The sequence below is a fragment of the Azospirillum sp. UENF 111221 genome, assembly GCF_058780625.1.
Map to the genome: position 1 here is coordinate 423,728 of NZ_JBSNCH010000002.1, position 24,332 is coordinate 448,059.

At 69.9% G+C, this 24,332-nt stretch carries 25 protein-coding genes; 12 read left to right on the top strand and 13 right to left on the bottom strand.

The window, feature by feature from the left end; genetic code table 11:
* Positions 1-16 precede the first annotated feature (16 nt).
* Both ACWPN3_RS06535 and ACWPN3_RS06540 read left to right on the top strand, forming a co-directional pair.
* Complete coding sequence (locus ACWPN3_RS06535) at positions 17-409, top strand: hypothetical protein (protein WP_109453247.1); 393 nt, start codon at positions 17-19, stop codon at positions 407-409.
* Positions 410-569: 160 nt separating this feature from the next.
* Positions 570-944, top strand: coding sequence for a response regulator (locus tag ACWPN3_RS06540; protein WP_109451328.1), 375 nt, complete (start codon positions 570-572; stop codon positions 942-944).
* A 40-nt stretch (positions 945-984) separates the two neighbouring features.
* Here ACWPN3_RS06540 and ACWPN3_RS06545 read toward each other — a convergent pair whose 3' ends face one another.
* Positions 985-2,187, bottom strand: a complete 1,203-nt coding sequence (locus ACWPN3_RS06545; protein ID WP_492261182.1) for an NnrS family protein — start codon at positions 2,185-2,187, stop codon at positions 985-987.
* A 132-nt stretch (positions 2,188-2,319) separates the two neighbouring features.
* Between ACWPN3_RS06545 and ACWPN3_RS06550 the strand changes: the two genes are divergently transcribed.
* A complete protein-coding gene (locus ACWPN3_RS06550) occupies positions 2,320-3,567 on the top strand; it encodes a winged helix-turn-helix domain-containing protein (RefSeq protein WP_492243906.1) in 1,248 nt (415 codons plus the stop codon).
* A gap of 12 nt (positions 3,568-3,579) precedes the next feature.
* On the opposite strand, the gene ACWPN3_RS06555 is transcribed toward ACWPN3_RS06550, so the two are convergent.
* From ACWPN3_RS06555 to ACWPN3_RS06580, 6 genes are all read right to left on the bottom strand, one after another.
* Positions 3,580-4,653: a sensor histidine kinase gene (locus ACWPN3_RS06555; RefSeq protein WP_109451322.1), complete on the bottom strand. Its 1,074-nt coding sequence runs from the start codon at positions 4,651-4,653 to the stop codon at positions 3,580-3,582.
* A 96-nt stretch (positions 4,654-4,749) separates the two neighbouring features.
* Positions 4,750-6,456, bottom strand: a complete 1,707-nt coding sequence (locus ACWPN3_RS06560) for an ABC transporter ATP-binding protein (RefSeq protein ID WP_492243905.1) — start codon at positions 6,454-6,456, stop codon at positions 4,750-4,752.
* The gene (locus ACWPN3_RS06565) at positions 6,453-7,253 is read right to left on the bottom strand and encodes an ABC transporter permease subunit (protein WP_492243904.1); all 801 of its coding nucleotides are present in this window, start codon (positions 7,251-7,253) and stop codon (positions 6,453-6,455) included. Before ACWPN3_RS06565 ends, ACWPN3_RS06560 begins: the two co-directional genes overlap by 4 nt.
* 16 nt (positions 7,254-7,269) lie before the next feature.
* On the bottom strand, positions 7,270-8,034 hold the full coding sequence (locus tag ACWPN3_RS06570) for an ABC transporter permease subunit (RefSeq protein ID WP_109451316.1): 765 nt from the start codon (positions 8,032-8,034) through the stop codon (positions 7,270-7,272).
* Between the two features lie 109 nt (positions 8,035-8,143).
* Entirely contained in the window at positions 8,144-8,836 is a 693-nt protein-coding gene (locus ACWPN3_RS06575; protein WP_492243903.1) for a metallophosphoesterase family protein, read from the bottom strand.
* Positions 8,837-8,848: 12 nt separating this feature from the next.
* The gene (locus ACWPN3_RS06580) at positions 8,849-9,301 is read right to left on the bottom strand and encodes a DMT family transporter (protein ID WP_492243902.1); all 453 of its coding nucleotides are present in this window, start codon (positions 9,299-9,301) and stop codon (positions 8,849-8,851) included.
* 203 nt (positions 9,302-9,504) lie between these two features.
* Between ACWPN3_RS06580 and ACWPN3_RS06585 the strand changes: the two genes are divergently transcribed.
* The 5 genes from ACWPN3_RS06585 (at position 9,505) to pcp (ending at position 13,724) form a co-directional block, all read left to right on the top strand.
* A complete protein-coding gene (locus tag ACWPN3_RS06585) occupies positions 9,505-10,245 on the top strand; it encodes a helix-turn-helix domain-containing protein (protein ID WP_492243901.1) in 741 nt (246 codons plus the stop codon).
* A gap of 136 nt (positions 10,246-10,381) precedes the next feature.
* The gene (gene rpoH / locus ACWPN3_RS06590) at positions 10,382-11,263 is read left to right on the top strand and encodes an RNA polymerase sigma factor RpoH (protein ID WP_109451310.1); all 882 of its coding nucleotides are present in this window, start codon (positions 10,382-10,384) and stop codon (positions 11,261-11,263) included.
* 113 nt (positions 11,264-11,376) lie between these two features.
* On the top strand, positions 11,377-11,610 hold the full coding sequence (locus tag ACWPN3_RS06595; protein ID WP_492243900.1) for a hypothetical protein: 234 nt from the start codon (positions 11,377-11,379) through the stop codon (positions 11,608-11,610).
* Positions 11,607-13,034, top strand: coding sequence for a glycosyltransferase family 9 protein (locus ACWPN3_RS06600; RefSeq protein ID WP_492243899.1), 1,428 nt, complete (start codon positions 11,607-11,609; stop codon positions 13,032-13,034). Before ACWPN3_RS06595 ends, ACWPN3_RS06600 begins: the two co-directional genes overlap by 4 nt.
* 30 nt (positions 13,035-13,064) lie before the next feature.
* Positions 13,065-13,724 (top strand): pyroglutamyl-peptidase I, encoded by a 660-nt coding sequence (gene pcp / locus ACWPN3_RS06605; protein WP_492243898.1) that lies wholly within the window; start codon positions 13,065-13,067, stop codon positions 13,722-13,724.
* Positions 13,725-13,793: 69 nt separating this feature from the next.
* Here pcp and gcvA read toward each other — a convergent pair whose 3' ends face one another.
* Positions 13,794-14,690 (bottom strand): transcriptional regulator GcvA, encoded by an 897-nt coding sequence (gcvA, locus tag ACWPN3_RS06610; RefSeq protein WP_109451304.1) that lies wholly within the window; start codon positions 14,688-14,690, stop codon positions 13,794-13,796.
* Positions 14,691-14,858: 168 nt separating this feature from the next.
* Here gcvA and ACWPN3_RS06615 point away from each other — a divergent pair, with 168 nt between their 5' ends.
* A complete protein-coding gene (locus ACWPN3_RS06615; protein ID WP_492243897.1) occupies positions 14,859-15,287 on the top strand; it encodes a VOC family protein in 429 nt (142 codons plus the stop codon).
* Positions 15,288-15,318: 31 nt separating this feature from the next.
* Here ACWPN3_RS06615 and ACWPN3_RS06620 read toward each other — a convergent pair whose 3' ends face one another.
* The gene (locus tag ACWPN3_RS06620; RefSeq protein WP_492243896.1) at positions 15,319-16,242 is read right to left on the bottom strand and encodes a LysR family transcriptional regulator; all 924 of its coding nucleotides are present in this window, start codon (positions 16,240-16,242) and stop codon (positions 15,319-15,321) included.
* A 134-nt stretch (positions 16,243-16,376) separates the two neighbouring features.
* Here ACWPN3_RS06620 and ACWPN3_RS06625 point away from each other — a divergent pair, with 134 nt between their 5' ends.
* Positions 16,377-17,090: an SDR family NAD(P)-dependent oxidoreductase gene (locus ACWPN3_RS06625; protein ID WP_492243895.1), complete on the top strand. Its 714-nt coding sequence runs from the start codon at positions 16,377-16,379 to the stop codon at positions 17,088-17,090.
* 12 nt (positions 17,091-17,102) lie between these two features.
* Here the strand turns inward: ACWPN3_RS06625 and ACWPN3_RS06630 are convergent, their stop codons facing one another.
* Together ACWPN3_RS06630 and ACWPN3_RS06635 are read right to left on the bottom strand one after the other, a co-directional pair.
* A complete protein-coding gene (locus tag ACWPN3_RS06630) occupies positions 17,103-18,647 on the bottom strand; it encodes an ABC transporter ATP-binding protein (protein ID WP_492243894.1) in 1,545 nt (514 codons plus the stop codon).
* 11 nt (positions 18,648-18,658) lie between these two features.
* Positions 18,659-19,648: a BMP family lipoprotein gene (locus ACWPN3_RS06635; RefSeq protein WP_109451298.1), complete on the bottom strand. Its 990-nt coding sequence runs from the start codon at positions 19,646-19,648 to the stop codon at positions 18,659-18,661.
* 219 nt (positions 19,649-19,867) lie between these two features.
* On the opposite strand from ACWPN3_RS06635, the gene ACWPN3_RS06640 reads away from it, so the two are divergent.
* A complete protein-coding gene (locus tag ACWPN3_RS06640; RefSeq protein WP_109451296.1) occupies positions 19,868-20,521 on the top strand; it encodes a LysE family translocator in 654 nt (217 codons plus the stop codon).
* 21 nt (positions 20,522-20,542) lie between these two features.
* Here ACWPN3_RS06640 and ACWPN3_RS06645 read toward each other — a convergent pair whose 3' ends face one another.
* Positions 20,543-21,205: a DedA family protein gene (locus ACWPN3_RS06645; RefSeq protein WP_492261183.1), complete on the bottom strand. Its 663-nt coding sequence runs from the start codon at positions 21,203-21,205 to the stop codon at positions 20,543-20,545.
* Between the two features lie 320 nt (positions 21,206-21,525).
* Here ACWPN3_RS06645 and ACWPN3_RS06650 point away from each other — a divergent pair, with 320 nt between their 5' ends.
* Complete coding sequence (locus ACWPN3_RS06650; RefSeq protein ID WP_492243893.1) at positions 21,526-23,199, top strand: methyl-accepting chemotaxis protein; 1,674 nt, start codon at positions 21,526-21,528, stop codon at positions 23,197-23,199.
* Between the two features lie 313 nt (positions 23,200-23,512).
* Here ACWPN3_RS06650 and ACWPN3_RS06655 read toward each other — a convergent pair whose 3' ends face one another.
* Positions 23,513-24,325, bottom strand: coding sequence for an IclR family transcriptional regulator (locus tag ACWPN3_RS06655; protein WP_492243892.1), 813 nt, complete (start codon positions 24,323-24,325; stop codon positions 23,513-23,515).
* Positions 24,326-24,332: the final 7 nt, after the last annotated feature.

Below are 24,332 nucleotides of genomic sequence, written 5' to 3' on the forward strand. Positions count from 1 at the left end.
CGACCAGAGAGGCACCATGAGCGAGCTTGCGGACGATCTCGACCAATGGACCGGCACGCGGTCCGGGGTGAGGATTGACCGGGTGCGGCCGGCGGTTCGCCAGGCGATGACCGCGGCCGGCTTCACGCCGATGGATTTGGGCGACGGCAGCCATGCCTGGTATCGCCGGTCCGACGACGGCACCCATGCGATGATTTCGCACAACAACGCGCTGGACGGCGACCCGGCGCTCAAGGACTGGATCGTCGGCCAGTATGGCGAGCGCGGCGGCTTCGTCGAGGTCGGCGGCCTGCCCCTGGCCCGCGCGCTGCAAGGGGCGGACGTGCTGCCATCGCCGGTTAGGCCGGACGGATCGCTGGTCGAGGCGCTCTACCCCTCCCTCCAACAGGCACTTGATGATCTGGGGTGATAGTCCAGCCCGAGCTTGCGGATGGCCCAATGGGCGATGACCAAGGTCGGGGTGGACAAGCGGACGGCTGAACGGAAAAGCTCACGCCGGTTGCCGGATGGGATTGCGACCCCCATCTGTCCGCCGACCACCGCTTTGACCAGCAGCGAGCCGCCTGTCCATGGAAGCCGACCGATCCAAGCCCTTGCGCATCCTGCTCGTCGAAGACGAACCGCTGGTGGCCATGGCCATCGAGGATTCGCTGGAAGTCCAGAATGTCGTCGTCGTCGGCCCCGCCGGCACGGTGGCGGAGGCGCTGGACCTGATCGCCGAGGGCGGCATCGACGCCGCCCTGCTGGACGTCACCCTGCGCGGTGAGCGCGTCGATAGCGTCGCCGACGCTCTGGGCGCCAAGGGCATCCCCTTCGTCTTCACCACCGGCCATGGCGCCGCCGGCCTGCCGAAGAGCCATCAGGCCCGCCCGGTCCTGACCAAGCCCTTCCGCGAGGTCGAGATGACCGACGCCATCGACCGCTATTTCCGCGGCGGGGCGTAACGCCCCGCCCCACTGCACCTTGTCCGTCCTGCTAAGCCCGTCAGCCCGGCCGCCCATCGGCCCGCGGCGCCAGCAGGACCGGGGCATAGGCGACGAGGTAGAGGGCGAAGGCGGCGACCCAGGCATAGCCCGACCATTGCAGCGCCCCCCACACCCAGTCCACCGGCAGCAGCGGCGAGGCGGTGCGGCCGGCCGCGGCGAGCGTCAGCAACACATAGGCGGCGACCGTCGCCCGCGACACCGTCAGCGGCCGTCCGGTGTGGCCGAGCGAGGCGCGGCTCATCACCGCCAGGATCAGCGTGGCGAAGGCACCGACCGTCATCGCATGGGTTCCCGAAGCAGCGGGCAGCCCGGCCAGGGCATGCAGCCCACGCAAGGTCAGCGCCACCGGCACCCAAAGATAGCCGACATGCAGGATCCACAGGATCGGCGAGCGCCAAGCCTTCCAGCCCTGCCAACCGGCCAGCCGCATGGCATGGGCCACCGCGGCGGCAAGCGCGATCGATCCGGTGACCGCCAACTCCGGGGCCAGCATCGTCGCCGGGATCAGCGCCAGCGTCAGAACCAGCGTCGGCCGCTCCACCATCGGCCAGGACCGCACGCCGAGGCCGTCCTTGCCGAGCCCGTTGCGGGTGAAGGCCGGCAGGATGCGCCCGCCGATCACCGTCACCATCATCAGGACGATGCCGAGCCCCAGCGCAAAGCCGGCATCAGCCCCGCCGTCCAGCATCTCCAGCCAGTCCAGATGGATCAGCAGGTTGGCGGCGGTCAGCAATCCGATCAGGATCAGGAAGGCGCTGTTCCGCCACTTGCCCGCCTTCACCAGCGGCCGGGCGAGCGCGATGCCGAGTCCCGGCAGGAAGGCGACATCGATCACCGCCGCCACCGGTTCCGGCATGCCGGTCCAGGGGAACACGGCGACGCGGCCGGCGATCCACAGTGCTGCGAGCGCCATCAGCGGCGCGCCGGAGACCGCCCTGGTCCCCGTCCAGCTCGGCACCGCGGTCAGCAGGAAGCCGGCGATGGCGGCCACCACCATGCCGAACAGCATCTCATGCGCATGCCAGGCGCTGGCGCCCGCCGCATGCTCCGGCCATTCGCCGGTCACCAGCACGCCCAGCCAGGCGGCCAGCAGCCCGACAGCGGCCACACCGCTGAACAGGAAGAAGAAACGGAAGCCATACTGGAACAGGATCGGGATGGCGGGGCCGTCGTCACGGCCGGCAAGACTGGGGGAGGACATGGACAGGAACTCCGCAGGACGGGTGCTGCAATGCAGGATGACCGTCAGCCTGCGCCCCGTGCCGTCACGCCGCCTTGACGAAAATCAAACGCATTCTCAAGCTGGCGTCCCATCCAACCTCCCTCCGTACCCATGCCCCGTCCAGACAGCCTGTCCCTGCGCGAGGCGCGCCGCGTCGCCATCGCCGCCCAGGGTTTCCCCAACAGCCCCGCCGTCGCCACCGATGCCGCCGACGTCGACACGGTCGAAGCCCGTCATGCCCGGCGCCTGATCGGGCGGCTGGGGCTGGTGCAGATCGATTCCGTCAATGTGCTGGTCCGTTCCCATTACCTGCCGCTCTTCTCGCGGCTCGGTCCCTACGAGGCGGCTCTGCTCGACCGGCTGGCCTATGGCGGCAGGCGGCGGGCGCTGTTCGAATATTGGGGCCACGAGGCCTCCCTGATCCCGGTGGAGCAGCAGCCGCTGTTCCGCTGGCGCATGGCGCGGGCCGAACGCGGCGAGGGGACCTATGGCGAACTGGCGCGCTTCGCCGTCGAACGCCGTCCCTACATCGATAAGGTTCTGGCGGAGGTGGCGTCACGCGGGCCGATGGGAGCGTCCGAACTCAGCGAGGCCGGGCGCGGCGCCGGCGGCTGGTGGGGGTGGAGCGACGGCAAGCGGGCGCTGGAGTACCTGTTCTGGGCCGGCCTCGTCACCACCGCCGGCCGGCGCGGGTTCGAGCGGCTCTACGACCTGCCGGAGCGGGTGCTGCCCGCCGCCGTGCTCGACACCCCCACCCCGGAGGAGGCGGAGGCCCAGCGCGCCCTGCTGCGCATCGCCGCCCGCGCCCATGGCGTGGCGACCGAGCGCGACCTGCGCGATTACCACCGTCTGGACGTCGCCGACGCCCGCCTGCGCATCGCCGAACTGGTGGAGGGCGGCGAGTTGCTGCCGGTGACGGTGGAGGGCTGGGACCGCATCGCCTACGTCACCCCCGACCTGCGCATCCCGCGCAAGGCGGCGTCCCGCGCCCTGCTCTCCCCCTTCGATTCGCTGATCTGGGAGCGGCAGCGCACCGAACGGCTGTTCGGCGCCCGCATCCGGCTGGAGATCTACACCCCCGCCCACAAGCGCGAGCATGGCTATTACGTCCTGCCCTTCCTGATGGACGAGCGCATCGCCGCCCGTGTCGACCTGAAATCCGACCGCAAGGCCGGCACCCTGCTGGTCCAGGCCGCCCACGGCGAACCGCATGCCCAGGCCGATGCCGTCGCCCCGGCCCTGGCGGCGGAACTGCGCCGGCTTGCCGGCTGGCTGGGGCTGGAGCGGGTGACCGTGGTCGGCGCCGGCGATCTGGCGCCGGCCTTGGCGGGGGTGTTGGGCGAGGCTCAGGCATACTGAAGCCGACTCCGCCTACCCCACCACCCGCTCCGGCGGAAAGCGCAGCCGCACCGTCGTGCCGTGCCCCGGTGCGCTGTCGACGGCGATGCTGCCGCCATGCAGCTCCACCAGGGCGGCGGTCAGCGGCAGGCCGAGGCCGGACCCATGCTGGGCCACCGTCATCGGATCATGGGCAGGGTCGTGGAGCTGTGCAAAGGCGGTCAGCGCCTGCGGAATGCGGTCGGGCGGCATGCCGCGGCCGTCGTCGGCGACCGTCAGGACCAGACCGCCATCCGCCTCATGCTCCGCCGACACCGTCACATGGCCCCCGGCAGCGGTGAATTTCAGCGCGTTGCCGACGAGATTGGTCAGCATCTGCCGGACCAGCGACGGATCGGCCCGCAGCAGCGGCAGATCGGCCGGCAGGCAGGCGGACAGGGTCACGCCCGACCGCTCCGCCCGGCCCGCCATCATCGACAGGGTGACGTCGACGATCAGGGCCGGCGGGCACTCCTCCTCATGCAGGTCCAGCCGGCCGGCCTCGATGCGGGCAAGGTCGAGCAGGTTGTTGATCAACTCCAGCATATAGTCGCCGGCGGCGACGATCTGGGCCGCCGCCTCGCCATAGCGCGGGCTGTCGGGCGGTCCCAGCAGCCGGTCGCGCAGCATCTCGGCGAAGCCGATGACGGCGGTCAGCGGCGTGCGCAGCTCGTGGCTCAGGTGATGGACATATTCGGACTTGCGGCGGTTGGCCGCGGCCAGTTCCAGCGCCTGGGCCTTCAGGCCGGCACTGTCGACCGCCCCCTCCAGCAGGATCAGGTCGCAGTCCGGCACAGGCACGATGCGGGCAGTCAGCGCGAGCGGCGGGCCGCCGGCTCCGCGGATGGTCACCGCTGCCTCGGTGGCCGTCGTTCCGGGTCCGGCCGGCTCGATCCGCAGGCTGCCGCCCGCCGCATCCGGGTCGAGCAGCGCGTGGGCGGTTCCGTTCAGCCAGACCACGCCGCCATCCTCCGCCCGCGCCAGCCACAGCGGCGTGGCGAGCCCGGCCAGCAGCTCCAGTGCCGGCAGACGGTTCAGATCGGGCATGGCGATGGACAGGGACGGCATCGGCTCCCCGGCGGCAGGCGTTCAGGATGAGGAAACTTGCGTCCTGAAAGGATAACACAATGGCATGAAAACAGCCAGTCGTTGAGTCGATCCCGCTCACCCGTCCGTCGGCGTGTCCCAGTAATGGCAGGCCATATGGTGGCCGGGCGCCACCTCCTCCAGCGTCGGAACGGCCTGGGCGCAGAACTCCCGCGCCAGCGGGCAGCGGCGGCGCAGCGGACAGCCGGCCGGCTGGGCGAAGGCCGACGGCGCATCGCCCTCCAGCGCCGGGCGTTCGCCCTGCGCTGCCGCCAGCATCGCCCGGCTGTAGGGGTGCAGCGGCGCCGTCCGCAGCGTTCCGGCGTCCGCACTCTCCACCACGCGCCCGGCCAGCATCACGATACCGCGATGGGCATCGCGCAGCCCTTCGTCATACCGCTCGGTCGCCAGGACCAGCGACAGCCGGCGGCGGTCGCGCACCGCCATCAGCGTGTCGAGGAAGGTTTCGCGCTCCTCCGCCGACAGGCTGGATGCCGGCTCGTCGGCGATCAGCACGCGCGGCTCCGACAGGATGGCGCGGGCAAGGCCGGCATGGGCGGCCTCCGCGACGCTCAGCGCCGACGGCCAGCGGAGCGCCGCTTCCGGACGCAGGCCGGCCTCCTCCAGCGCCTCGTCGATGCGGTGGTCGCGGCGGTCGGCGGCGATGTCCGGACGCAGGCTCTCCAGCACGAGGCCGAACTGGGCGCCGAGCGTCATCGCCGGGTCGAAGGAGGCGGCCGGGTCGGGGAACAGCGGTTGCAGGTCGCGCCGGGCACGGCGCAATCCACCGCGGTCGGGGTCGTCGCCCCTGCCGTCAGCCGCAGCCGGCGGCGCGGAGGCCGCCATCAGGTCGCGGCCCATCCACACCACCGCACCCGCCGTCGGCGGCGGCAGGCACAGCAGCGAGCGGGCGAGCGTCGCCTTGGCGCTGCCGGTCTCGCCCAGCAGGGCCAGCGTCTCGCCCGTGCGCACATCCAGGTCGATGCCGTGCAGCACCGCCAGCGACCGCGCCTCCCCCCGCGGGCCGGGGGCGAGCGGATAGGACATGCCGACACCGCGGGCATGCAGGCGGGCGGCTCCTGGCTGCTCCAGCGGCGCCAGCGGTTCGGTTCTTGCCGGGCTGGGCGGCAGCAGACGGGCGCGGCGCAGCGCCAGCACCCGGTCGGCCGGACCGGCCAGCCCGTCCTCCGGCCGTCCGGCCAGGACCAGCGCCACCCCGTCGGCCCGCGCCCAGTCGGCCAACCGATGGAGAAGCCGCAGCCGCACCGTCGGGTCCAGCCCGGCGGCCGGCGCGTCGGCCAGCAGCACCGCCGGCCCCACCGCCACCGCCATGGCGAACAGGCAGGCCCAGCGCAGCTGTTCCGGCAGCTGTTCCGGCGGCAGGTCGAAACGCCGGGCTGCGGCGGGAACGCCCATGCGGTCCAGCCCGTCGGCCATGCGGCGCAGCGACGACCGCAGGTCGAGCCCCAGATGGTGGCCGACCACCTCCGCCACCTGCAGGGCCAGCGGCCGGCGCGGCGCCAGCCGGCCGCCCTGGGCGATCAGCAGATGCCCGTCGATGCGGGCGCTCCCCGCCATGTCGACACCGGCCGGCAACCGGCCGGCGAGCGCCCCCAGCAGGGCGGTCTTGCCGCTGCCGGCGCCGCCGGTGATGGCCAGAACCTGCCCGCGCTCCACCCGCAGGGTGGCGCGGTCGAGCAGGACGCGGTCACCCAGCATGAGGGTCAGCGCCTCGGTTTCGACCGGCGCGGGCTTCGTGGCCCCAAGGACGGATGCATCGGTCATGGCTTGCGGTGTCCGGCCGCCATGCCGTCGGCGATGGCGCAGGCGGCCCAGAGGGCGAGCGCCAGCAGCAGGGCCGGCGGGACGAAGGCCACCGGGTCGCCCAGCCGTGCCGCCAGCCCGACCGAAGCGCCCCAGCTGCCCAGGGCCGGCGGCAGGCCGAGGCCGAGCAGGCTGGCGAAACTCTCCGCCGCCAGGACCCGCGGCAGGGCCAGCACCCCGGCGGCCAGCAGCGGGCGTGTCAGGTTGGGGATCAGGTGCCGGCGCACAACCTCGCCTTCCGCCAGGCCGGCGGCGCGGGCGGCGGTCAGGAACTCCGCCCGCATCAGGCCCGACAGCTCGGCATGGGCGAGCGCCGCGACCGCGGGGGCTGCCGTCAGCGCGGTGACCAGCGCCAGCAGCCAGACCGGTCCCATCAGCCCGCCGGCAAGCGGAACCAGCAGGGCGAGCGGCCAGCCGGCCATCCGCTGGGCGGCGGCGATGGTGCGCCGCTCAGCCCGGCTGCCGGTCAGCGTGCCGAGCATCCCGGCCAGCAGCGCCCAGCCGATGCCCAGCAGCCCGCCCAGCACCGCGGCGAGCAGCGCGAAGGACAGGCTGCCCCGCCCGTCGAGCAGCGCCGCGGCGACCGGGTCGGCGTCCAGCCGGTGCACAGCGCTGCCGTCGGCCATCAGCGGTGCTGCGGCGCAGGCGAGCGCCAGGGCGGCGAGGATGGCGGCACCCGACAGCCCGCGGGCAAAGCCGGCACGCGGGGTGTCCGGCGGAACCGGATGGGAAAGCGGCGGTTGGTCGTACTCGGCCATCGGCGTCCTTTTTCGGTCACGCCCCGTCGTAGGGCGTGGAGCTGTGGTTGGCCGGGTCGATCCAGTCGCGCACCCCGAGGCCCAGCGCGTTCAGCAGGGCGGTCAGCCCGCCCAGCGCCACCAGGACCGGCACCGCCCCGGCGGCCGATCCGGCGCGGGCGGCATCGACCATCAGCGCCCCCGCCCCCGGCAGGTCCAGCAGGCTTTCCAGCGCCACCGCACCGACCATCGCCGCCAGCACAGCAGCGCGCAAGCCTCCCATCACCGGGGCGACCGCCTGCGGCAGGGCGTGGTGGCGCAGCACGGTGCGCTCATCCAGCCCCAGCCCGCGGGCCATCCGCACCGCCCCACCCTCCGGCCCCGAGCCCAGGGCGCGGCCCATCGCCGGGCGCGCCAGCCGGGCGGCCTGGCAGGCGGCGGGAATCGACAGGGCGGTCCAGCCCAGCGGCGCCGCCGACGCCCCGGCCCGCACAGCCAGAGCCGCAGCCGCAGCCAGCAGGAAGCCCGGCAGCAGCGGCCCGGCGCCGGACAGCAGCCGGCCGACCAGCCCGCCGGCCGACCGCGGCGCGACCGCGGCCCAGGATCCGGCGAGCGTGCCCAGCGCGGTTCCGACCGCCAGCGACGGCAGCGTCAGCAGAAGCGTCACCACCAGCCCGCGCAGCAGCGCCATGGCGGCATCCGGCTGCGGCGCCACCAGCGCCGACAGCCCGACCCCCGCCAGCATCGGCAGGACGGCGGTCGGCACGGCATCGATCAGGCGGCGGATCACGGGACGCGGCATCTGGGCAGGGGGACCGGTGGGGAAAGACCATATGTGGGGCGACATGCGACCGTAAGCGCCCCTCCCCCGCCGGGCAACAGAATTAGCGTCGGAGGGCGACCGCGTCCGATCAGACCGAACCGGTTTCGAGAATGGCGACCAGTTCGCGTTCGACAGGATGCGGAAAGCCAAGGCTTTTGAGCTTCGCAATCGTCGCCTGGACCGGATAGCGAAAGGATTTGAGTGCGAAACGACCGTCCTCGCAGACGGCGTAGCTTGCCAGCGTCGTGCCGTTGCGGGGCTGGCCGAGGCTTCCCGGATTGAGCACCACCCTGTCGCCGATCCTGCGCAGCATCGGCACATGGGTATGCCCGACGACGAGGACATCGGCCCGCACTCCGTCAAGTTCCCTTTCCCACCCGGCGGCATCGCCGGGGTGCCGGCCATAGAGCGGATCCGACGGCATCGCGTGCGTCAGGTGGAACCGGAGGCCGTCGCGCTCGGCCTGCGCCTGCTGCGGAAGCCCGCGCAGATAGGCCTTCTGCGCGTCGCCGAGGGCGGAGGACGTGTAGCGTCTGGTCGCTTCGGCCAACGGCCGATAGCGCGCGCTCCAGCGCGAGTTGTCGCCGTGCGCCACCGCATGGTCGTGGTTTCCCTGGATCGCCAGCGACGCCTTCTCCATGATGTCGGTGACCACCTCGTTCGGTTGCGGCCCGTAATTGACGAGGTCGCCCAGCACCCAGAGTTCGTCATACGCCTCGGGCAGGGCGCGCAAGGCGTCGTGGTTGCCGTGGATGTCGGATATGATGACCAGCTTCACCATGGCCTCCCGGTGTCAGGCGCGGATCAGGACGACGCCCAGCAGCAGGGACGCCGCACCGGCCAGCCGGGTGAGGCTCACCGGATGGTGGGGAAGCCCGAACAGGCCGAAATGGTCGAAGGCAAGCGAGCCGAGCATCTGGCCGACGACGATCAAAGCGAGCACGGTCGCGGCACCGAGGCGGGGAACCATCAGGATGGCGGTCCCGATGAACAGCGCGCCGAAAAGACCCCCCGTCCAGGACAGCCACGACGTCGGTCCGGCCAGCTGGTCGGTGAGCCGGGGGCCGGAGGATGTCAGCGCCACCGCCAGCATCGCCAGCATGCCGACGAGGTAGCTGACGAAGCCCGCCCACCAGGGCGACCCGAGCTCGGCCCGCAGGTTTGCGTTCAGCACCTGCTGCAAAGCGACGCTCACGCCGGCGCCGACGACGAGAAGATAGGAAAAGGCGGACAAGGCGGCGGTCATGCCGTACTCCCCGAAAACATGCCGGCCGGCATGGAGGGTTTTCCATGCGGCGCGTCCCGGAGGATGGATAGCAGCGCATGACCTCCGCCGTCTGGAACGCATGTGACCGGGCCGCGGCCTTGCCCATGCAACCGGAGTTTGATTATGGTTGCGCGACCGTCGATTTTCCGAAAGGGCTACGGCCGGAAGCGGGGTGGTTCGTCATGACGGCATCGTTTCAGCTTCCCAGCGACATGGGCAACGGCGGCATGGGCAAAGGCGGTGCCTGGAACTATTGGCGGCCGCTCAGCCGCGACATCGTCGAACTCGGCGTCGTGTGCGGACAGGACGTCTCGCTGCCGGTGCATTTCCATGACGAGGACCAGCTGACCTTCGTCCTGTCGGGCCGCCGGCGCTTCCTGATCGGGGACATGCCGGTCGATGTCGCACCGGGCCGGGGGGTGAGAATTCCGGCCGGAACGCCGCACAGCTCGCTTTCCGAACCGGCCGATGTCTTCTGCATCAACATCTACACCCCGCCCGCGGCCTGCGACGCCGCCGCCCTGTTTGCCGGGATGGCCCTGCGGTGGCGGCAGGGGAGCATCGACTGGCCCGATCTGGCGGCGATGATCGGGACTCACCGGTGCGAGGCCGGCATGCCGGCGCAACGGGTGGAGGCGATGACTCCCTCCTGGGAAACGGTCGGCGAGGGCGCCCGCCTCGCCGGGATGAGCCGCGAAGGTTTCTCGCGCAGGTTCCGCAGGCAGCATGGTGTCGCGCCGCAGCTCTTCCGGCTGTCCGAACGATTGAACGAGGCGCGGCGCCTGCTGCGCGCCGGAGACCCGGTCGCCGCCGTGGCGGCCGAAGCCGGCTTTTCCGATCAAAGCCATCTCGGCCGCTGTTTCCGGCGCGCCTTCGGCGTCACGCCGGGCCAGTACCGCCGGAACCTGCCGCCGGCCCCCTGAGCCTCCTATACCCGACCGCCGCGCTTGACTTACAGCACCAGTTTTGTACTATATGCCTGCCTGCTCCGCCGGAGAGGCCTGGGCCCGCCGATAGGGGGTCCTGAACCCGTCATATCGCTTTGCACGAGGATGTGACATGAGCACCGCCATCGCCCTCCGTTCGCCCGATTCCGGCGAATCGCTGTCCCGCTACATCAACGACACGCACCGTTACCCGGTCCTGACGGCCGAGGACGAATACATGCTGGCCAAGGCCTGGACCGAGCATGGCGATGTCGATGCGGCGCACAAGCTGGTCACCAGCCACCTCCGTCTCGTCGTCAAGATCGCCGGCGGTTACCGCGGCTACGGCCTGCCGCTGTCCGACCTGATCGCCGAGGGCAATCTCGGCCTGATGACCGCCGTCAAGAAATTCGAGCCCGAACGCGGCTTCCGCCTGTCCACCTACGCGATGTGGTGGATCAAGGCTTCGATCCAGGATTACATCCTGCGGTCCTGGAGCCTCGTGAAGATCGGCACCACCGCCGCGCAGAAGAAGCTGTTCTTCAGCCTGGGCCGCCTGAAGCGGAAGCTGGGCGAATATGGCAGCGGCGACCTGCAGCCCGACAGCGTCACCAGCATCGCCACCGACCTTTCCGTGCCGGAAGAGGACGTGGTCGCCATGAACCGCCGCATGTCGGGGCCGGTGGCCTCGCTGAACGCGCCGATGAGCGCCGACGGCGATTCGGGCGAATGGCAGGATCTGCTGGCCGACGAGCGTCCGTCGGTGGAGGAATCGCTGGTCGAACGCGGCGAGGCCCGCCAGCGCAGCGCCCTGCTGCACGAGGCGATGGCCGTGCTGAACGACCGCGAGCGCGACATCCTGACCAGCCGCCGTCTGTCCGACAGCCCGCTGACCCTGGAGGATTTGTCGGTCCGCTACGGCGTCAGCCGCGAGCGCATCCGCCAGATCGAGGAAAAGGCCTTTGAGAAGGTCGCCCGCCAGACCCGTGTCCTGGCGGCGGCCGTCGCGGCCTGATCCTGGGCCCGGTCTGACATCGGCTTGCGGATTCCGCGCCAGCTTCAGCGGGCTGCGCCGTGTAACCCCTCCATCAGCGCCGGCGGTTTCCGCCGGCCTCGTGGAGGCGGCCCATGTCGAAAACCAATTCGTCGAAAACCATCCCCCGGACATCCATCCCCCGGACCTCGGCGATCGAGGTCATCAAGGACGCGCTGGCCCTGTATGAGAGCAACAGGATCGGCCGCTGGCAGGTCATCAACCGCCTGATCCATCTCGGCCTGTCGGCGGACGACGCCAACGTCATCGCCGACCATGGCAGCATCCCGCCGCATCTCCTGGGGGCTCTCGGCGTTCCGCGCCGATGAGTGCCGCCCGATCCGGCGTCGAAACCGGTTTCGGCATGGCGCTGCGCCTGCACCGGGCCGGATGCTGGGCGCAGGCGCTGGCGGTCTATGACCGGCTGCTGGGCGACCCGCGTCTGCCTTCCGCGCAGGCGGCGCAAGCCTATGTCAACCGCGGCGCGGCCCTGCGCCGGCTCGGCCGGGCGGACGAGGCGGTGTCGTCCTGCATCGAGGCGCTGGTCCGCCGCCCCGACATGGCCGAGGCCTATGCCAACCTCGGCGCGATCCTGCAGGAGGCCGACCATCCACTGGCCGCCATCGACGCCTGCCGCCGGGCCATCGCGCTGGCCCCCGGCCTCTACACCCCCTATCTGGCGATGGCCCATGCCGGGCAGGATTGCGGCGACCATCGCGGCGCGCTGGCCCTGCTGCGCCGTGCGGCTGCCCTCGCCCCGGCAATGCCGAGCGTGCGCTACAATCTGGCCGAGGCGCTGCTCCAGCATGGGCTCTTCGCGGAAGGCTGGCAGGCATACGAGGCGCGCTGGCAGGCACGGGAACTGGCGCTGACCAAGCCTGCCTGCACCAACCCCAAATGGGCCAACCCCGAATGGGTGGGCCAGGACATCGCCGGCAAGACCCTGCTGGTGGTGGAGGAACAGGGCTTCGGCGACACACTGCACTTCATCCGCCTGATCCCGCTGGTGAAGGCGCGCGGCGCGCGGCGGATCGTCCTGCAATGCAGGGCGCCGCTGGTCCGGCTGCTGGCCGGCATGGAGGGCGTCGATGCGGTGACCGCCGCCCTGCCCGCTCCCAACGCCTACGATCTCTGGGTGCCGCTGCTGTCGCTGATGCAGCGGCTGGCGGTGCCGCCCGACCGCATTCCGGCGGAGGTGCCCTATCTCACGCCCCCGCCGGATGCCGTCCGGCATTGGATAGGAGCCCTGCCGGAGACGGAGGATTTGCGGGTCGGGCTGGTCTGGGCCGGCGACCCGCGGCTGGGCCATGCCGCCGCCAGCCGGACCGCCGCCCGCCGCAGCGTTACCCTTGCGCAGCTTGCGCCGCTGCTGACGATGCCGGGCGTGTCCTGGGTCAGCCTGCAAAAGGGACCGGCGGCGGCTCAGCTGGACGGGCCCACGCTCTTCGACCCGATGTCCGGCGTCACCGACTTCGCCGACACCGCGGCCATCGTCCGGCAGCTCGACCTCGTGATCGGGGTGGACACCGCCGTCGTCCATCTCGCCGGGGCGCTGGGCGTGCCGGTGTGGGTGCTGTCGCGCTTCAGCGGCTGCTGGCGCTGGCTGCTCGACCGCGATGACAGCCCCTGGTACCCGACGCTCCGCCTGTTCCGCCAGCAGCGCCCCGGCGATTGGGCGCCGGTGGTGGCGCGGGTGCGCGAAGAGCTGTTGCGCGCGGCGCGGCTCCCCCGCCATCATCGCGGTCCGGCTTGAGCACGATGAAATTTCGTAAGGACTTCTGCGATGCCGACCGTCCTGCCCACCGTTCTGCTCACCGGCTTCAAGCCGTTCGGCGGCGAGCCCGTCAACCCGTCCTGGCAGGCGGTGCGGCAGTTGGACGGCTGGGAGTGCCGCGGCCACCGTGTCGCCGCCCGGCTGATGCCCTGCGTGTTCGGCGCGGCGCTCGACGCGCTGGACCGCGCGGTGGCGGAAACCGACCCGGTGGCCCTGCTCGCCGTCGGGCAGGCACAGAGCCGGGCGGAGCTTTCGCTGGAGCGGGTGGCGGTCAACCTCGACGACGCCCGCATCCCCGACAATGCCGGCAATCGGCCGGTCGATGCGCCGGTCGCGGCGGGCGGCCCAGCGGCCTATTTCACCAGCCTGCCGGTCAAAGCCATCGCCGCCGCCCTGCGCGAGGCCGGCATCCCCGCCGCCCTGTCGCACAGCGCCGGCAGCTTCGTCTGCAACCACTTGTTCTATGGCGCCTGCCACCTGCGGGCGGTGCGGCGGCCGAGCTTGCGCGTCGGCTTCCTGCACATCCCGCTCGCGCCGGAGCAGGCGGTTCGCCACCCGGGAGCCCCGTCGATGGCGGTCGAGCAGGTTGTCGCCGGCCTGCGCATCGCCGTGGATACCCTGCTGGCGACCGGCGAGGACCGGCATGAGGCGGCCGGCACGCTGGAATAGCCGGACGCCAGTTTTTCGGTTTTCCGTCCGGTTCACGCTTCAGACGATACCGTCTGAAGCAATCGCACTCTACGCCACCTCGGTCAGCAGCCACTCTTTGAAGCGGCGCACCCGGCGCGCCCGCTCGGCGCCCGGCGCGTGGGCGATCAGGTAGCGGCCGCGCGGCCGCAGCGTCTCGGTGAAGGGCTGGACCAGCCGCCCCGACGCTACATCGTCCCCGACCAGGAAGACCGGCAGCAGGGCCACCCCCATGCCCGCCGACGCCGCTTCGATGATCATGAAGAAATGCTCGAAGGCCAGCGACAGCGCCGCCTCGGGCAGCGGCAGGCCGAAGGCGGCGAGATAGACGCGCCAGGAATCGGGCCGGGTGGTGTGCTGCAACAGCCGGTGCTGCGCCAGATCGGCGGGATGGCTCAACGGCGGCCCCTGCTCCAGCAGCGACGGCGCGCAGAAGACGCCCATCGTCTCCGGCATCAGGGTCGCGATCTCGGCTCCTGGCCATTCCTCCACGCCATAGCGGATGGCGACGTCGATGCGCTCCTTGGCGAAATCGACACGGTGCTCGCCGACGCTGACCTCGACCTGGATGTCGGGGTTCTCCGCCTGGAAGCCCTTCAGCCGCGGGATCAGCCAGCGCTGCGTCAGGGTCGGCAGCGCGCTGACCCGCAGCACCCCGCCCTCCTGCGCGCGGGCCGCCCGCGCCGCCGCGGCGATGCGGTCGAGCGCCGCCGACGCCTCGCCATAGAAGGCCGCCCCGGTCGGCGTCAGCTCGATGCCGCGGCCGACACGGCGGATCAGCTCGACCCCCAGATCGGCCTGGAGGGTCTGCATCATGCGGCTGACCGCGCCCTGGGTCACCGCCAGCTCGTCCGCCGCCCGGGTGAAGCTGAGATGGCGGGCCACCGCGACGAAGCTGCGAACGGCATTGAGCGACGGCAAATGGCGTCCGGAAGCGCGGTCGGGCATGGGCAATCCGAATCATGAGTTGAACTCATAAATCTCTGCCTGAGAACTCGTTTGTCAAGTGTGCGGGGATACGCTCTGCTGGGGGCACCAACAGCCGCTACTGGCAACCGCCCTTGGCAGCCACCCAGGCAGCTCACCGCCACCCGGTCCTGAAAGGCCAACCCTCCGATGACGACGCTGACGCCCTTCCACATCGCCTTCCCGGTCGACGATCTGGCCGCCGCCCGCCATTTCTACGGCACCGTCCTGGGCTGCCCGGAGGGACGCAGCAGCGACGAGTGGATCGACTTCGACCTGTTCGGCCACCAGATCGTCGCCCACCTGAAGCCGCGCGACCCCGGCGCCGCCCCAGCCCACCACAACCCGGTGGACGGCCACGACGTGCCGGTCCCGCATTTCGGCGTCGTGCTGCAACCCGCCGACTGGGACGCCTTCGCCGAGAAGCTGAAGGCCGCCGGCGTCAAGTTCGTGATCGAGCCCTACACCCGCTTCAAGGGTCAGGTCGGCGAACAGTCCACCATGTTCTTCCTCGATCCCGCCGGCAACGCGCTGGAATTCAAGGCCTTCGCCGACATGTCGAAGCTGTTCGCGAAGTAACCGGTCGGAGAGCACGGGCCGCGGGCCGTCCTCACGGATAGGCCCGCCGGCACACCGCGGCGATGGTCTCGCGGAGCCAGCGGTGGGCCGGGTCGGCCTGGAGGCGCGGATGCCAGATGGCGGAGATGGCGAAATCCGCCGTCCGCACCGGCAGTTCAAAGCTGTCCAACCCCTGACCGCCGGGATACCCGCCCGTCAGCCCGTTGCCCAGGCAGGAGCGCGGGACCGCCGCGATCAGGTCCGACCCGGCGGCGACCCGCATCGCGTCGGGGTAGCGCGGGACGACCAGCGGCACGCGGCGGCTGAGGCCCAGCTCCGCCAGAGCGTCGTCGACCGGTCCATGGAACTCGCCCCGGCGCGACGCGGCGACATGGCCGCAGGCGGCATAGCGGTCCGCCGTCACCACGCCGTCCGCCAGCAGCGGATGCCCTCTGCGGGCGACGCAGACCAGCCTGTCACGAAACAGAAGCTGCGTCAGCAACTCCGGCGCCGAGGTGCCGAGCACGCCGATCTCCAGGTCGACCCGCCCGTCCCGCAGCGGCTCCGCCTCCTTGTCGGGCTTCGGCACGAACCGCAGGCGGACATGCGGTGCCGCGTCCGCCACCGCAGCCATCACCGCCGCAGCCATCAGTTCCACGAACCCCTCGCCGGCCCGGATGGTGAAGGTGCGATGGAGCGACGCGAGGTCCAGCCGCCCGGCCGCAGGCTGAAGGACAGCCTGCACGTCGCGGCAGAGTGCATGGACGTGGCCGGCAATCTCCTCGGCATAGGGCGTCGGGACAAGGCCGCGGCCGGCCTGGACCAGCAGCGGATCGCCCGTCACCCGGCGCAGGCGTGCAAGCGTCCGGCTCATGGCGGACGGGCTCAGGCCCAGACGGCGGGCGGCACCCGTCACGCTGCGTTCGGTGAGCAGCGCATCCAGCGGCAGGAGAAGGTTCAGATCGATGGCCTGCATCGGCGCAGGATAGCCCGCCGCTCTTCCCATGCATAGCGCCGGACGCAATCGATCTTTGCATCCTGTGCGTCTGGCGCAAAGCCAGGGCCCCGGACATATGGAGCATGGACAGCGACAGCAGGAGCCACGATCCCATGCAGCATCTCCCCACCGACACCCATCGCAGCATTCTGCTGGTCGGCGCGTCGCGCGGCCTCGGCCATGCCATGGCCGCCGAATTCCTGAAGAAGGGCTGGAGCGTCCTCGGCACGGTGCGCGGTCCCAATCGCACCGAGCTGCACGATCTGGCCGACGCCCATCCCGGGCAAGTCGAGATCGAAAGCCTCGACATCTGCGCGCCCGACCAGCTGGCCGCGCTCCGCGACAGGTTGGCGGACCGGACGTTCGACATGCTGTTCGTCAATGCCGGAACCTCCAACCGCGACCCAACGCAGACCATCGGCGAGGTTTCCACCGACGAGTTCATCCACGTCATGACCACCAACGCCCTAGGGCCCATGCGAGTCATCGAAGGCCTGGAGCGCAACGTCACCGCCACCGGGCTGATCGGCGTGATGTCCTCCGGTCAGGGAAGCATCGCCAACAACCTGTCCGGCCAGCGCGAGCTTTATCGCGGCAGCAAGGCGGCGCTGAACATGTTCATGCGCAGCTTCGCGGCGCGTCAGCCCGGCGCCGCCCGCCCCCTGGCGGTGATGGCGCCGGGCTGGATCCGCACCGCGCTCGGCGGCGCCGATGCGCCGCTGTCCATCGAGGACAGCATTCCGAAGCTGGTCGATGTCCTTCTCGCCAAGCAGGACAGGCCCGGTCTGGAGTATCTCGACTATCGGGGGCAAACGGTTCCCTGGTGAGGAGCGCCCCCCTCACCCGCCCGCCATCATCAGCCCCAGCGTCTTCTCGTCCGCCCGGTCCGGCATCACCTCGCCGACGATGTGGCCGTCGAACATCACGACGATGCGGTCGGCGAGCGCCCGGATTTCGTCGAGTTCGACCGAGACCAGCAGGATCGCCTTGCCCTGGTCGCGCAGGGCGACCAGCCGGCGGTGGATGAACTCGATGGCGCCGATGTCGACGCCGCGGGTGGGCTGGCCGACCAGCAGCAGGTCGGGGTTCCGCTCGATCTCGCGGGCCAGCACGATCTTCTGCTGGTTGCCGCCGGAGAAGTTGGCCGCCGCCAGCGACCCGTCGCGCGGGCGGGTGTCGTATTCCTCCATCCGGCGGGCGCAGCTTTCCGCCACCGCGTCGCGGTCGAGCAGCACCCGGCCGTTCCAGGCCGGATCGTCCTGAAATCCCAGGATCGAGCATTCCTCCGCCGAAAAGCTGGTGACCAGCCCGACCTTCTGCCGGTCCTCCGGCACATGCCCGACGCCCAGCCCGCGCAGCGCGCGGGCGTTGAAGCGGTCGGGCCGGCCGGCCAGCTCCTCCCCGCGCAGGTGCACGGAGCCGCCGGCGATGGGCCGCATGCCGGCCAGCGCCTCCAACAGTTCGGACTGGCCGTTGCCGGACACGCCGGCGATGCCGACGATCTCGCCGGCCCGCACCGACAGGCCGACGCCCTTCACCCGCTCGACGCCGGAGGGATCGCGCACCCGCAAGCCCTCGACCCGCAGAACCTCCGCACCCGGTTTGGCCGGCGTCTTGTCGACCCGCAGCAGAACCTTGCGGCCGACCATCAGCTCGGCCAGCTGCTCCCGGCTGGTGTCGCAGGTGGCGACGTTGGCGACCACCTGCCCGCGCCGCATCACCGTGACATTGTCGGTCAGCTCCATGATCTCGCGGAGCTTGTGGGTGATGATGACGACCGTCTTGCCCTGCTGGCGCAGCGCCCGCAGGATGCGGAACAGATGGTCGGCCTCCTGCGGGGTCAGCACGCCGGTCGGCTCGTCGAGGATCAGGATGTCGGCGCCGCGATAGAGCGCCTTCAGGATCTCGACCCGCTGCTGGGCGCCGACCGGCAGGTCGCCGACCGGGCTGTCGAGATCGACCTCCAGCCCATAGTCGCGGGCCAGCCGGGTCAGTTCGGTCCTGGCCCGGGCAAGGCCGCCCGCCAGCGTGACGCCGCCCTCCGCCCCCAGCAGCACATTCTCCAGCACGCTGAAGGGGTCCACCAGCATGAAGTGCTGGTGGACCATGCCGATGCCGGCAGCCAGGGCGTCGCGCGGGGTGCGGATGGCGGCGGGATTGCCGTTCACCCGGATTTCCCCACTGTCGGCGCGCAGATAGCCGTAGACGATGCTCATGATCGTCGACTTGCCGGCGCCATTCTCGCCGATCACCCCATGGATGGTGCCGGCCGGGACCGACAGCGACACGTCGCGGTTGGCATGGTTGGTGCCGAACCACTTGTTGATCGCCACCGTTTCCAGGGCGACTTCCGACCGGATGGCCGGCGCGTTTGCCTGCGTCATGAAGGGTCCGCTTACGGCTGGTACGGCTTGACCGCCAGCGAGCCCGCGATGATCTGCTTCTTCGCCTCTTCCAGCTTCGCTTCCATCTCCGGCGTGATCAGCTTGCGGTTGTTGTCGTCCAGCGCATAGCCGACGCCGTCCTCCTTCAGACCGACGACGCGGTGCCCGGCCTTCCAGCTGCCGTCCTTCGCCGACTTCATGCAGTCATAGACGACGACGTCCACCCGCTTGACCATCGAGGTCAGGACCTTGCCGGGATGGACATGGTTCTGGTTGCTGTCGACGCCGATGGACAGCTTGCCGGCATCGGCCGCCGCCTGCAGCACGCCGAGACCGGTGGCGCCCGCCGCGGCGAAAACCACGTCGGCGCCGCGGCCGAACTGGCTCTTGGCCAGCTCCGCCCCGCGGCCGGGGTCGTTCCAGGCGGCAGGCGTGGTGCCGGTCATGTTAACGAACACCTCGTCGGCGGCGGCGACATGCTTCACGCCCTGCTCGTAGCCGGTCAGGAAGTTGCGGATCAGCGGGATGTCCATGCCGCCGATGAAGCCGACCTTGGCAGTCTTCGACGCCAGCGCCGCCGCCATGCCGACCAGGAAGGATCCCTCCTCCTCCTTGAAGGTCACCGACTGGACGTTGGGGGCGTCCAGCTTGTCGTCGATCAGGCAGAACTTGGTGTTGGGCGATTCCTTCGCCACCTTGTCCACCGCCGCGGTCTGCGAGAAGCCGACGGCGACGATGACCGAGGCGCCGCGGCGGACCAGCGTGCGCATGGCCTGCTCGCGCTGGCCCTCGTTGGTGATCTCGAACTCGCGGTAGGCGGTGCCGGTTTCCTTCTTGAACCGCTCGGCGCCGTTATAGGCGGCCTCGTTGAAGGACTTGTCGAACTTGCCGCCCTGGTCGAACACCACGGCCGGCGAGAAGTCGTCGGCCAGCGCCGGAGCGCCGACTCCCGCTCCGGCCGCGGTCACCGCCAGCATGGCTGCAAGAATACGCGTCTTCATGTCCCACCCACTCCCGACTGCGGAAACTTGACCCAAAGGATAACCGCGCCATGATTTCACACAACAGGGAAAGCGGACGATGCAACGGAGCGAATCGGGTCTCCCCCGGTTGACGCCAGGGACGGGGGCGTTTATCACCCCCGCCGACAGTCATTGCGACGAACTGGCGATGGACACGGCCATCTGAACCTGGCCACAAGAAAATGGGGGCGACGCTCGGTGAACGAAGTCTGGGTGCTCTTGCAGGGAATTGCTCTTGGATTCGCCATCGCCGCACCCGTCGGGCCGATCGGTCTGCTGTGCATCCGCCGCACCCTCCAGCACGGCCCCCTGATGGGCTTCTTCACCGGATTCGGCGCCGCGGTGGCCGACACCTTCTATGGCGCCATCGCCGCCTTCGGCGTGTCGGCGGCGCTCAGCTTCCTGCGCGGGCACGAGATCGCCTTCCAGCTGATCGGCGGCATCTTCCTGCTGGTGGTGGCGGTCCGCACCTTCCGCCAGCATCCCGACGCCGACGAGCGCGAGGCGGCCTCCGCCCCCGACAGCAAATCCTGGCTGGCCGGCTTCATGACCGGCCTGTCGCTGACCCTGACCAACCCGGCGACCATCATGGCCTTCATCGCCATCTTCGCCGGCTTCGGACTGGGCGGCACGCTGGACCGGCTGGAAGCCTCGACCCTGGTGCTGGGTGTCTTCATCGGCTCGTCGCTGTGGTGGATAACGCTGTCGATGGGGGTGGCCGCCGTTCGCCACCGCATCTCCGACCGCGGGCTGACCATGCTGAACCACTGCACCGGCGTGGCGCTGGGCCTGTTCGGCCTGTGGGCGCTGGGCATGGCCGCCACCGGCATCGTCGGGATGGCGACGGCCTGATCCCCGGGCAGCGACTGCCTCTCAGCAGCCTGCCGACGGCGTGATGCCCGGCGCCTCCGCGGCCGTGCCGCCCTTGCGCAGCAGATGCAGGTGTTTGGACAGCCGCCAGAGATAGAGGCCGACCAGCACCACCAGCAGCCCGACGGTGAAATAGCCGACCAGCCGGTGCGCGAAGGGCCAGGTGGACAGCATGTAGCCGGTCCAGGCCAGCAGCAGCGTCCACAGCACCGACCCGATGCCGGACGCCAGCGAATAGTTCAGGATCGACATCTTGCAGGCGCCGGCCGGGATCGAGATCAAAGTCCGCACCCCCGGCACCGGTTGCGAGAACAGCACCGCCAGCCCGCCGCGCTTGGCGAACCAGTCGGTGCTCTGCCGCACCTTCTTCGGATTGATGGTCAGCCAGGGGCCGTACTTCTTCAAGAACGCCTCCAGCCGGTCGCGGCCCATCAGCCGGCTCGGCAGGAACCACACCAGCTGTCCGGCCAGCGAACCGAGCCCGCCGGCGATGGCGACCCCGACCAGCGTGAACTCGCCGGTCGCCGCCCCGATCCCGGCCAGCGGGATCACCAACTCGGCGGGGATCGGCGGGAAGACCCGCGCCAATGCCACCAGAAAGAAAATTCCGACATAGTGGAGGTTGTGCATCACCTGCACCAGCCAGTCCGTCAAGCCGCCTGCCAAGAACTCTTCTCCCCTGCCGGAATCCAGCCGCATTCCGAAAACGGCCCGCCGTCATGAAGAGTTCCCGACCGCAAAGGCGCAAACGACGGAAGATCGGGTTCGCCCAATGGCAGAACATCACCCCGACCACAGATACTTTAAAATCATTCCAAGAATACGACTTTCTTCATAGGTTGTATTTTGCGACGCCGTGTAAAGCAATTTTAAGATTATACAATGCACATAATGAATTTCTAATAAAAATAACATGTAAACTTGTAAATAAAACTCGCAACTTGAGGGGGTATTAAGGGATGTCTTTGGGCAATCTTAAAATCTCGATGAAGATCATGCTGATCGTCGGCATGCTGTCCGTGGTGAGCATGACCATTGCCGGTTTCGGCGCAATTGGATTGCAATCCCTTGGATCTGCGATCACGGACCTTGACGAAGCGACGACGGAGGTGCGTCTCAGTTCCCGCCTCAACCGCCTGCTCGCCGAAATCAACCGCGACGAATACAGCCTCGCGATCGATCCGGGCGAGGTCGGCACCGTCTCGACCGCCATCGGGGAACGCCGCAAGGCGATTGCCGACGCCATCACACGGCTCAAGGGCACGGTCGAAGGGGAGCAGGTGGCCATCCTGCTGAAGATCGAACGCCAGCTTCCCGCCTATTACGAGAAGCTGGTGGCGTCCCTCGATGCGGCGCGCAAGCTCCAGGGCTCGTCCACGCTGACCGATGGGCAGCGGACGATGAAAATCGCCGTGGAGGCGAGCCGTGCCGATATCCGGAGCCTGCGCAGCGACATCACGGCCTTCCTCGATTTCACCGAGAAGGACTCGACCGAACTGGCGCGAGCGGCCGAGGCGATGGCGGCCTTGAAGCTGACCTGGATGTTCGTCCTCGCCGGCGTCGGAACCGTGGCGGGGCTTCTGCTCGGCCTGCTGGTCTCGCAGAAGGGCATCGTCGGGCCGATCAAGTCCATCGTCTCGTCGCTGCGCGGGCTGGCCGACGGCAACCTGACGGTCGAGATCGCCGGAACGGGCCGCCGCGACGAGGTTGGGGAGATCGCCGAAACCGCCAGCGTCTTCAAAGCCAACCTGATCCGCAGCCGCGAGTTGGAAGAGGAGGCGAAGCAGGCCGAGGCCAGGGCGGCGTCGGAGCGCAGGCAGGCCATGCTCGGCCTGGCGGACGAGTTCGAGACGAGCATCGGCACCGTCGTCGAGGCGGTCTCCAGCGCCGCGGCGCAGCTCCAGTCCACCGCGCGGACCATGTCGGCGGTCGCCGAGGAGACGGCCCGCCAGTCGACGGCGGTAGCCGCCGCGACCGAACAGGCTTCGGCCAACGTGCAGACGGTGGCGGCGGCCTCGGAAGAACTCAGCAGTTCCATCGGCGAGATCAGCCGGCAGGTGGCCGAGTCCGCCACCATCTCCGGCCAGGCGGTGAGCGAGGCCGAGCGCACCAACGGCACGGTCGAAGGGCTGGCCGTGGCGGCCCAGCGGATCGGCGACGTGGTCAGCCTGATCCAGAACATCGCCAGCCAGACCAACCTGCTGGCACTCAACGCCACCATCGAGGCGGCGCGGGCCGGCGAGGCGGGGAAAGGCTTCGCCGTGGTCGCCAGCGAGGTGAAGCAGCTCGCCAACCAGACCGCCAAGGCGACCGAGGACATCTCCACCCAGATCGCGGAAATCCAGACCCAGACCGGCGGCGCCGTCACCGCCATCCGCAACATCGGCCGCACCATCACCCAGGTGAACGAGATCTCCAACAGCATCGCCGCGGCGGTCGAGGAGCAGACTGCCGCCACCGGCGAGATCGGCCGCAACGTCCAGCAGGCGGCAGAGGGAACCCAGGAGGTCTCCTCCAGCATCGCCGGCGTCAGCAAGGCCGCCGACGAGGCCGGCACCTCGTCGAACGAGGTGCTGTCCGCCGCCTCGCTGCTGTCGCAGGAGGCGGGGCGCCTGCGCGATGAGGTGGACGGCTTCCTGTCGCGGGTCAGGGCGGCCTGACGGGCCAACAAAAGGCTTAACAGCAGGCCGGAACCGCGGGACCAGATCCCGGAAGGGCGGAGACGGCGGGGCGTTGGATTGAACGTGCCCGCACATCCCCGAAATCCCCGCCCTTCCGGGGGGCCGGCCACCCCTGGCACCGAATGGAGGACCGGCCTGAACAGGACAAACCGGATCGGGAAGCCTGTCTGGAACGATTCAAAGAATGGCTATAAACACCTGATCAGTCCAATCGATTTTTCAGGATACCCCGATAGGAAAAACCGATTGGCGCGGGATGGGCAGCGGCGTCCGGGTCGCTCCCCCTGGCCCATCACCCGTTGAACAGGGTCGCGTCGATCCGTCGGACCATCGCCACCAACCGCGGTGCGAACTCCTCCTCCAGCCTCTTCAGATCGACCATGAAGGCCGGTCCGCCGCAGTTGAAGGCCAGCACCTGCGAGCCGTCGCGCGGCACGAACGGGACGCCGACGGCATGGACCTCCGACTTCCAGGCACCGATGGAGCGGCAATAGCCGCGCGTCCGGTAATCCTCGACGGCCTGGAGGATGCCGTCGCGGATCTGCGGCCAGCGCTCCCCCTCATGCTCTTCCAGCTTCGCCATCAAGGGCGCGCGTTCCGCCTCCGGCAAGGCAGCCAGATAGGCGCGGCCCATGCCGGTGGTCGACAGCTTGATGTGGGAGCCGACATCCAGCGACAGGGTGATCGGGCCGTTGGCCTTGCAGCATTCCAGATAGATCATGCTCAGCCGGTCGCGCCCGCCCAGCGCCACCGCCAGCCCGGTCTCGTCGGCCAGTTCCTGCATCAGCGGGCGGGCGACCTGCCGGATGCCCATGCCCGACAGGCTGGCATATCCCAGCGCCAGCACCGAGGTGCCGAGCCGGTACTTGCCGGTGGTGTGGTCGTAGGAGAGGTATCCCAGCTTGGCCAGCGTGTAGGTCAGCCGCGACACCGTCGGCTTGGGCAGGCCGGTGCGCTGCGCCAGCTCCAGGTTGCCGAGCATCGATTCGTTGCGGCGGAAGGCGCGCAGCAGTTCCAGTCCGCGGGCGAGTGCCGTGACGAAGCGCGGATCCTTCTCGTCTTCCGCCAGATCGTCGGCGACCAGAGCCTCTTCCCGCCTGCGCATGCCCGAA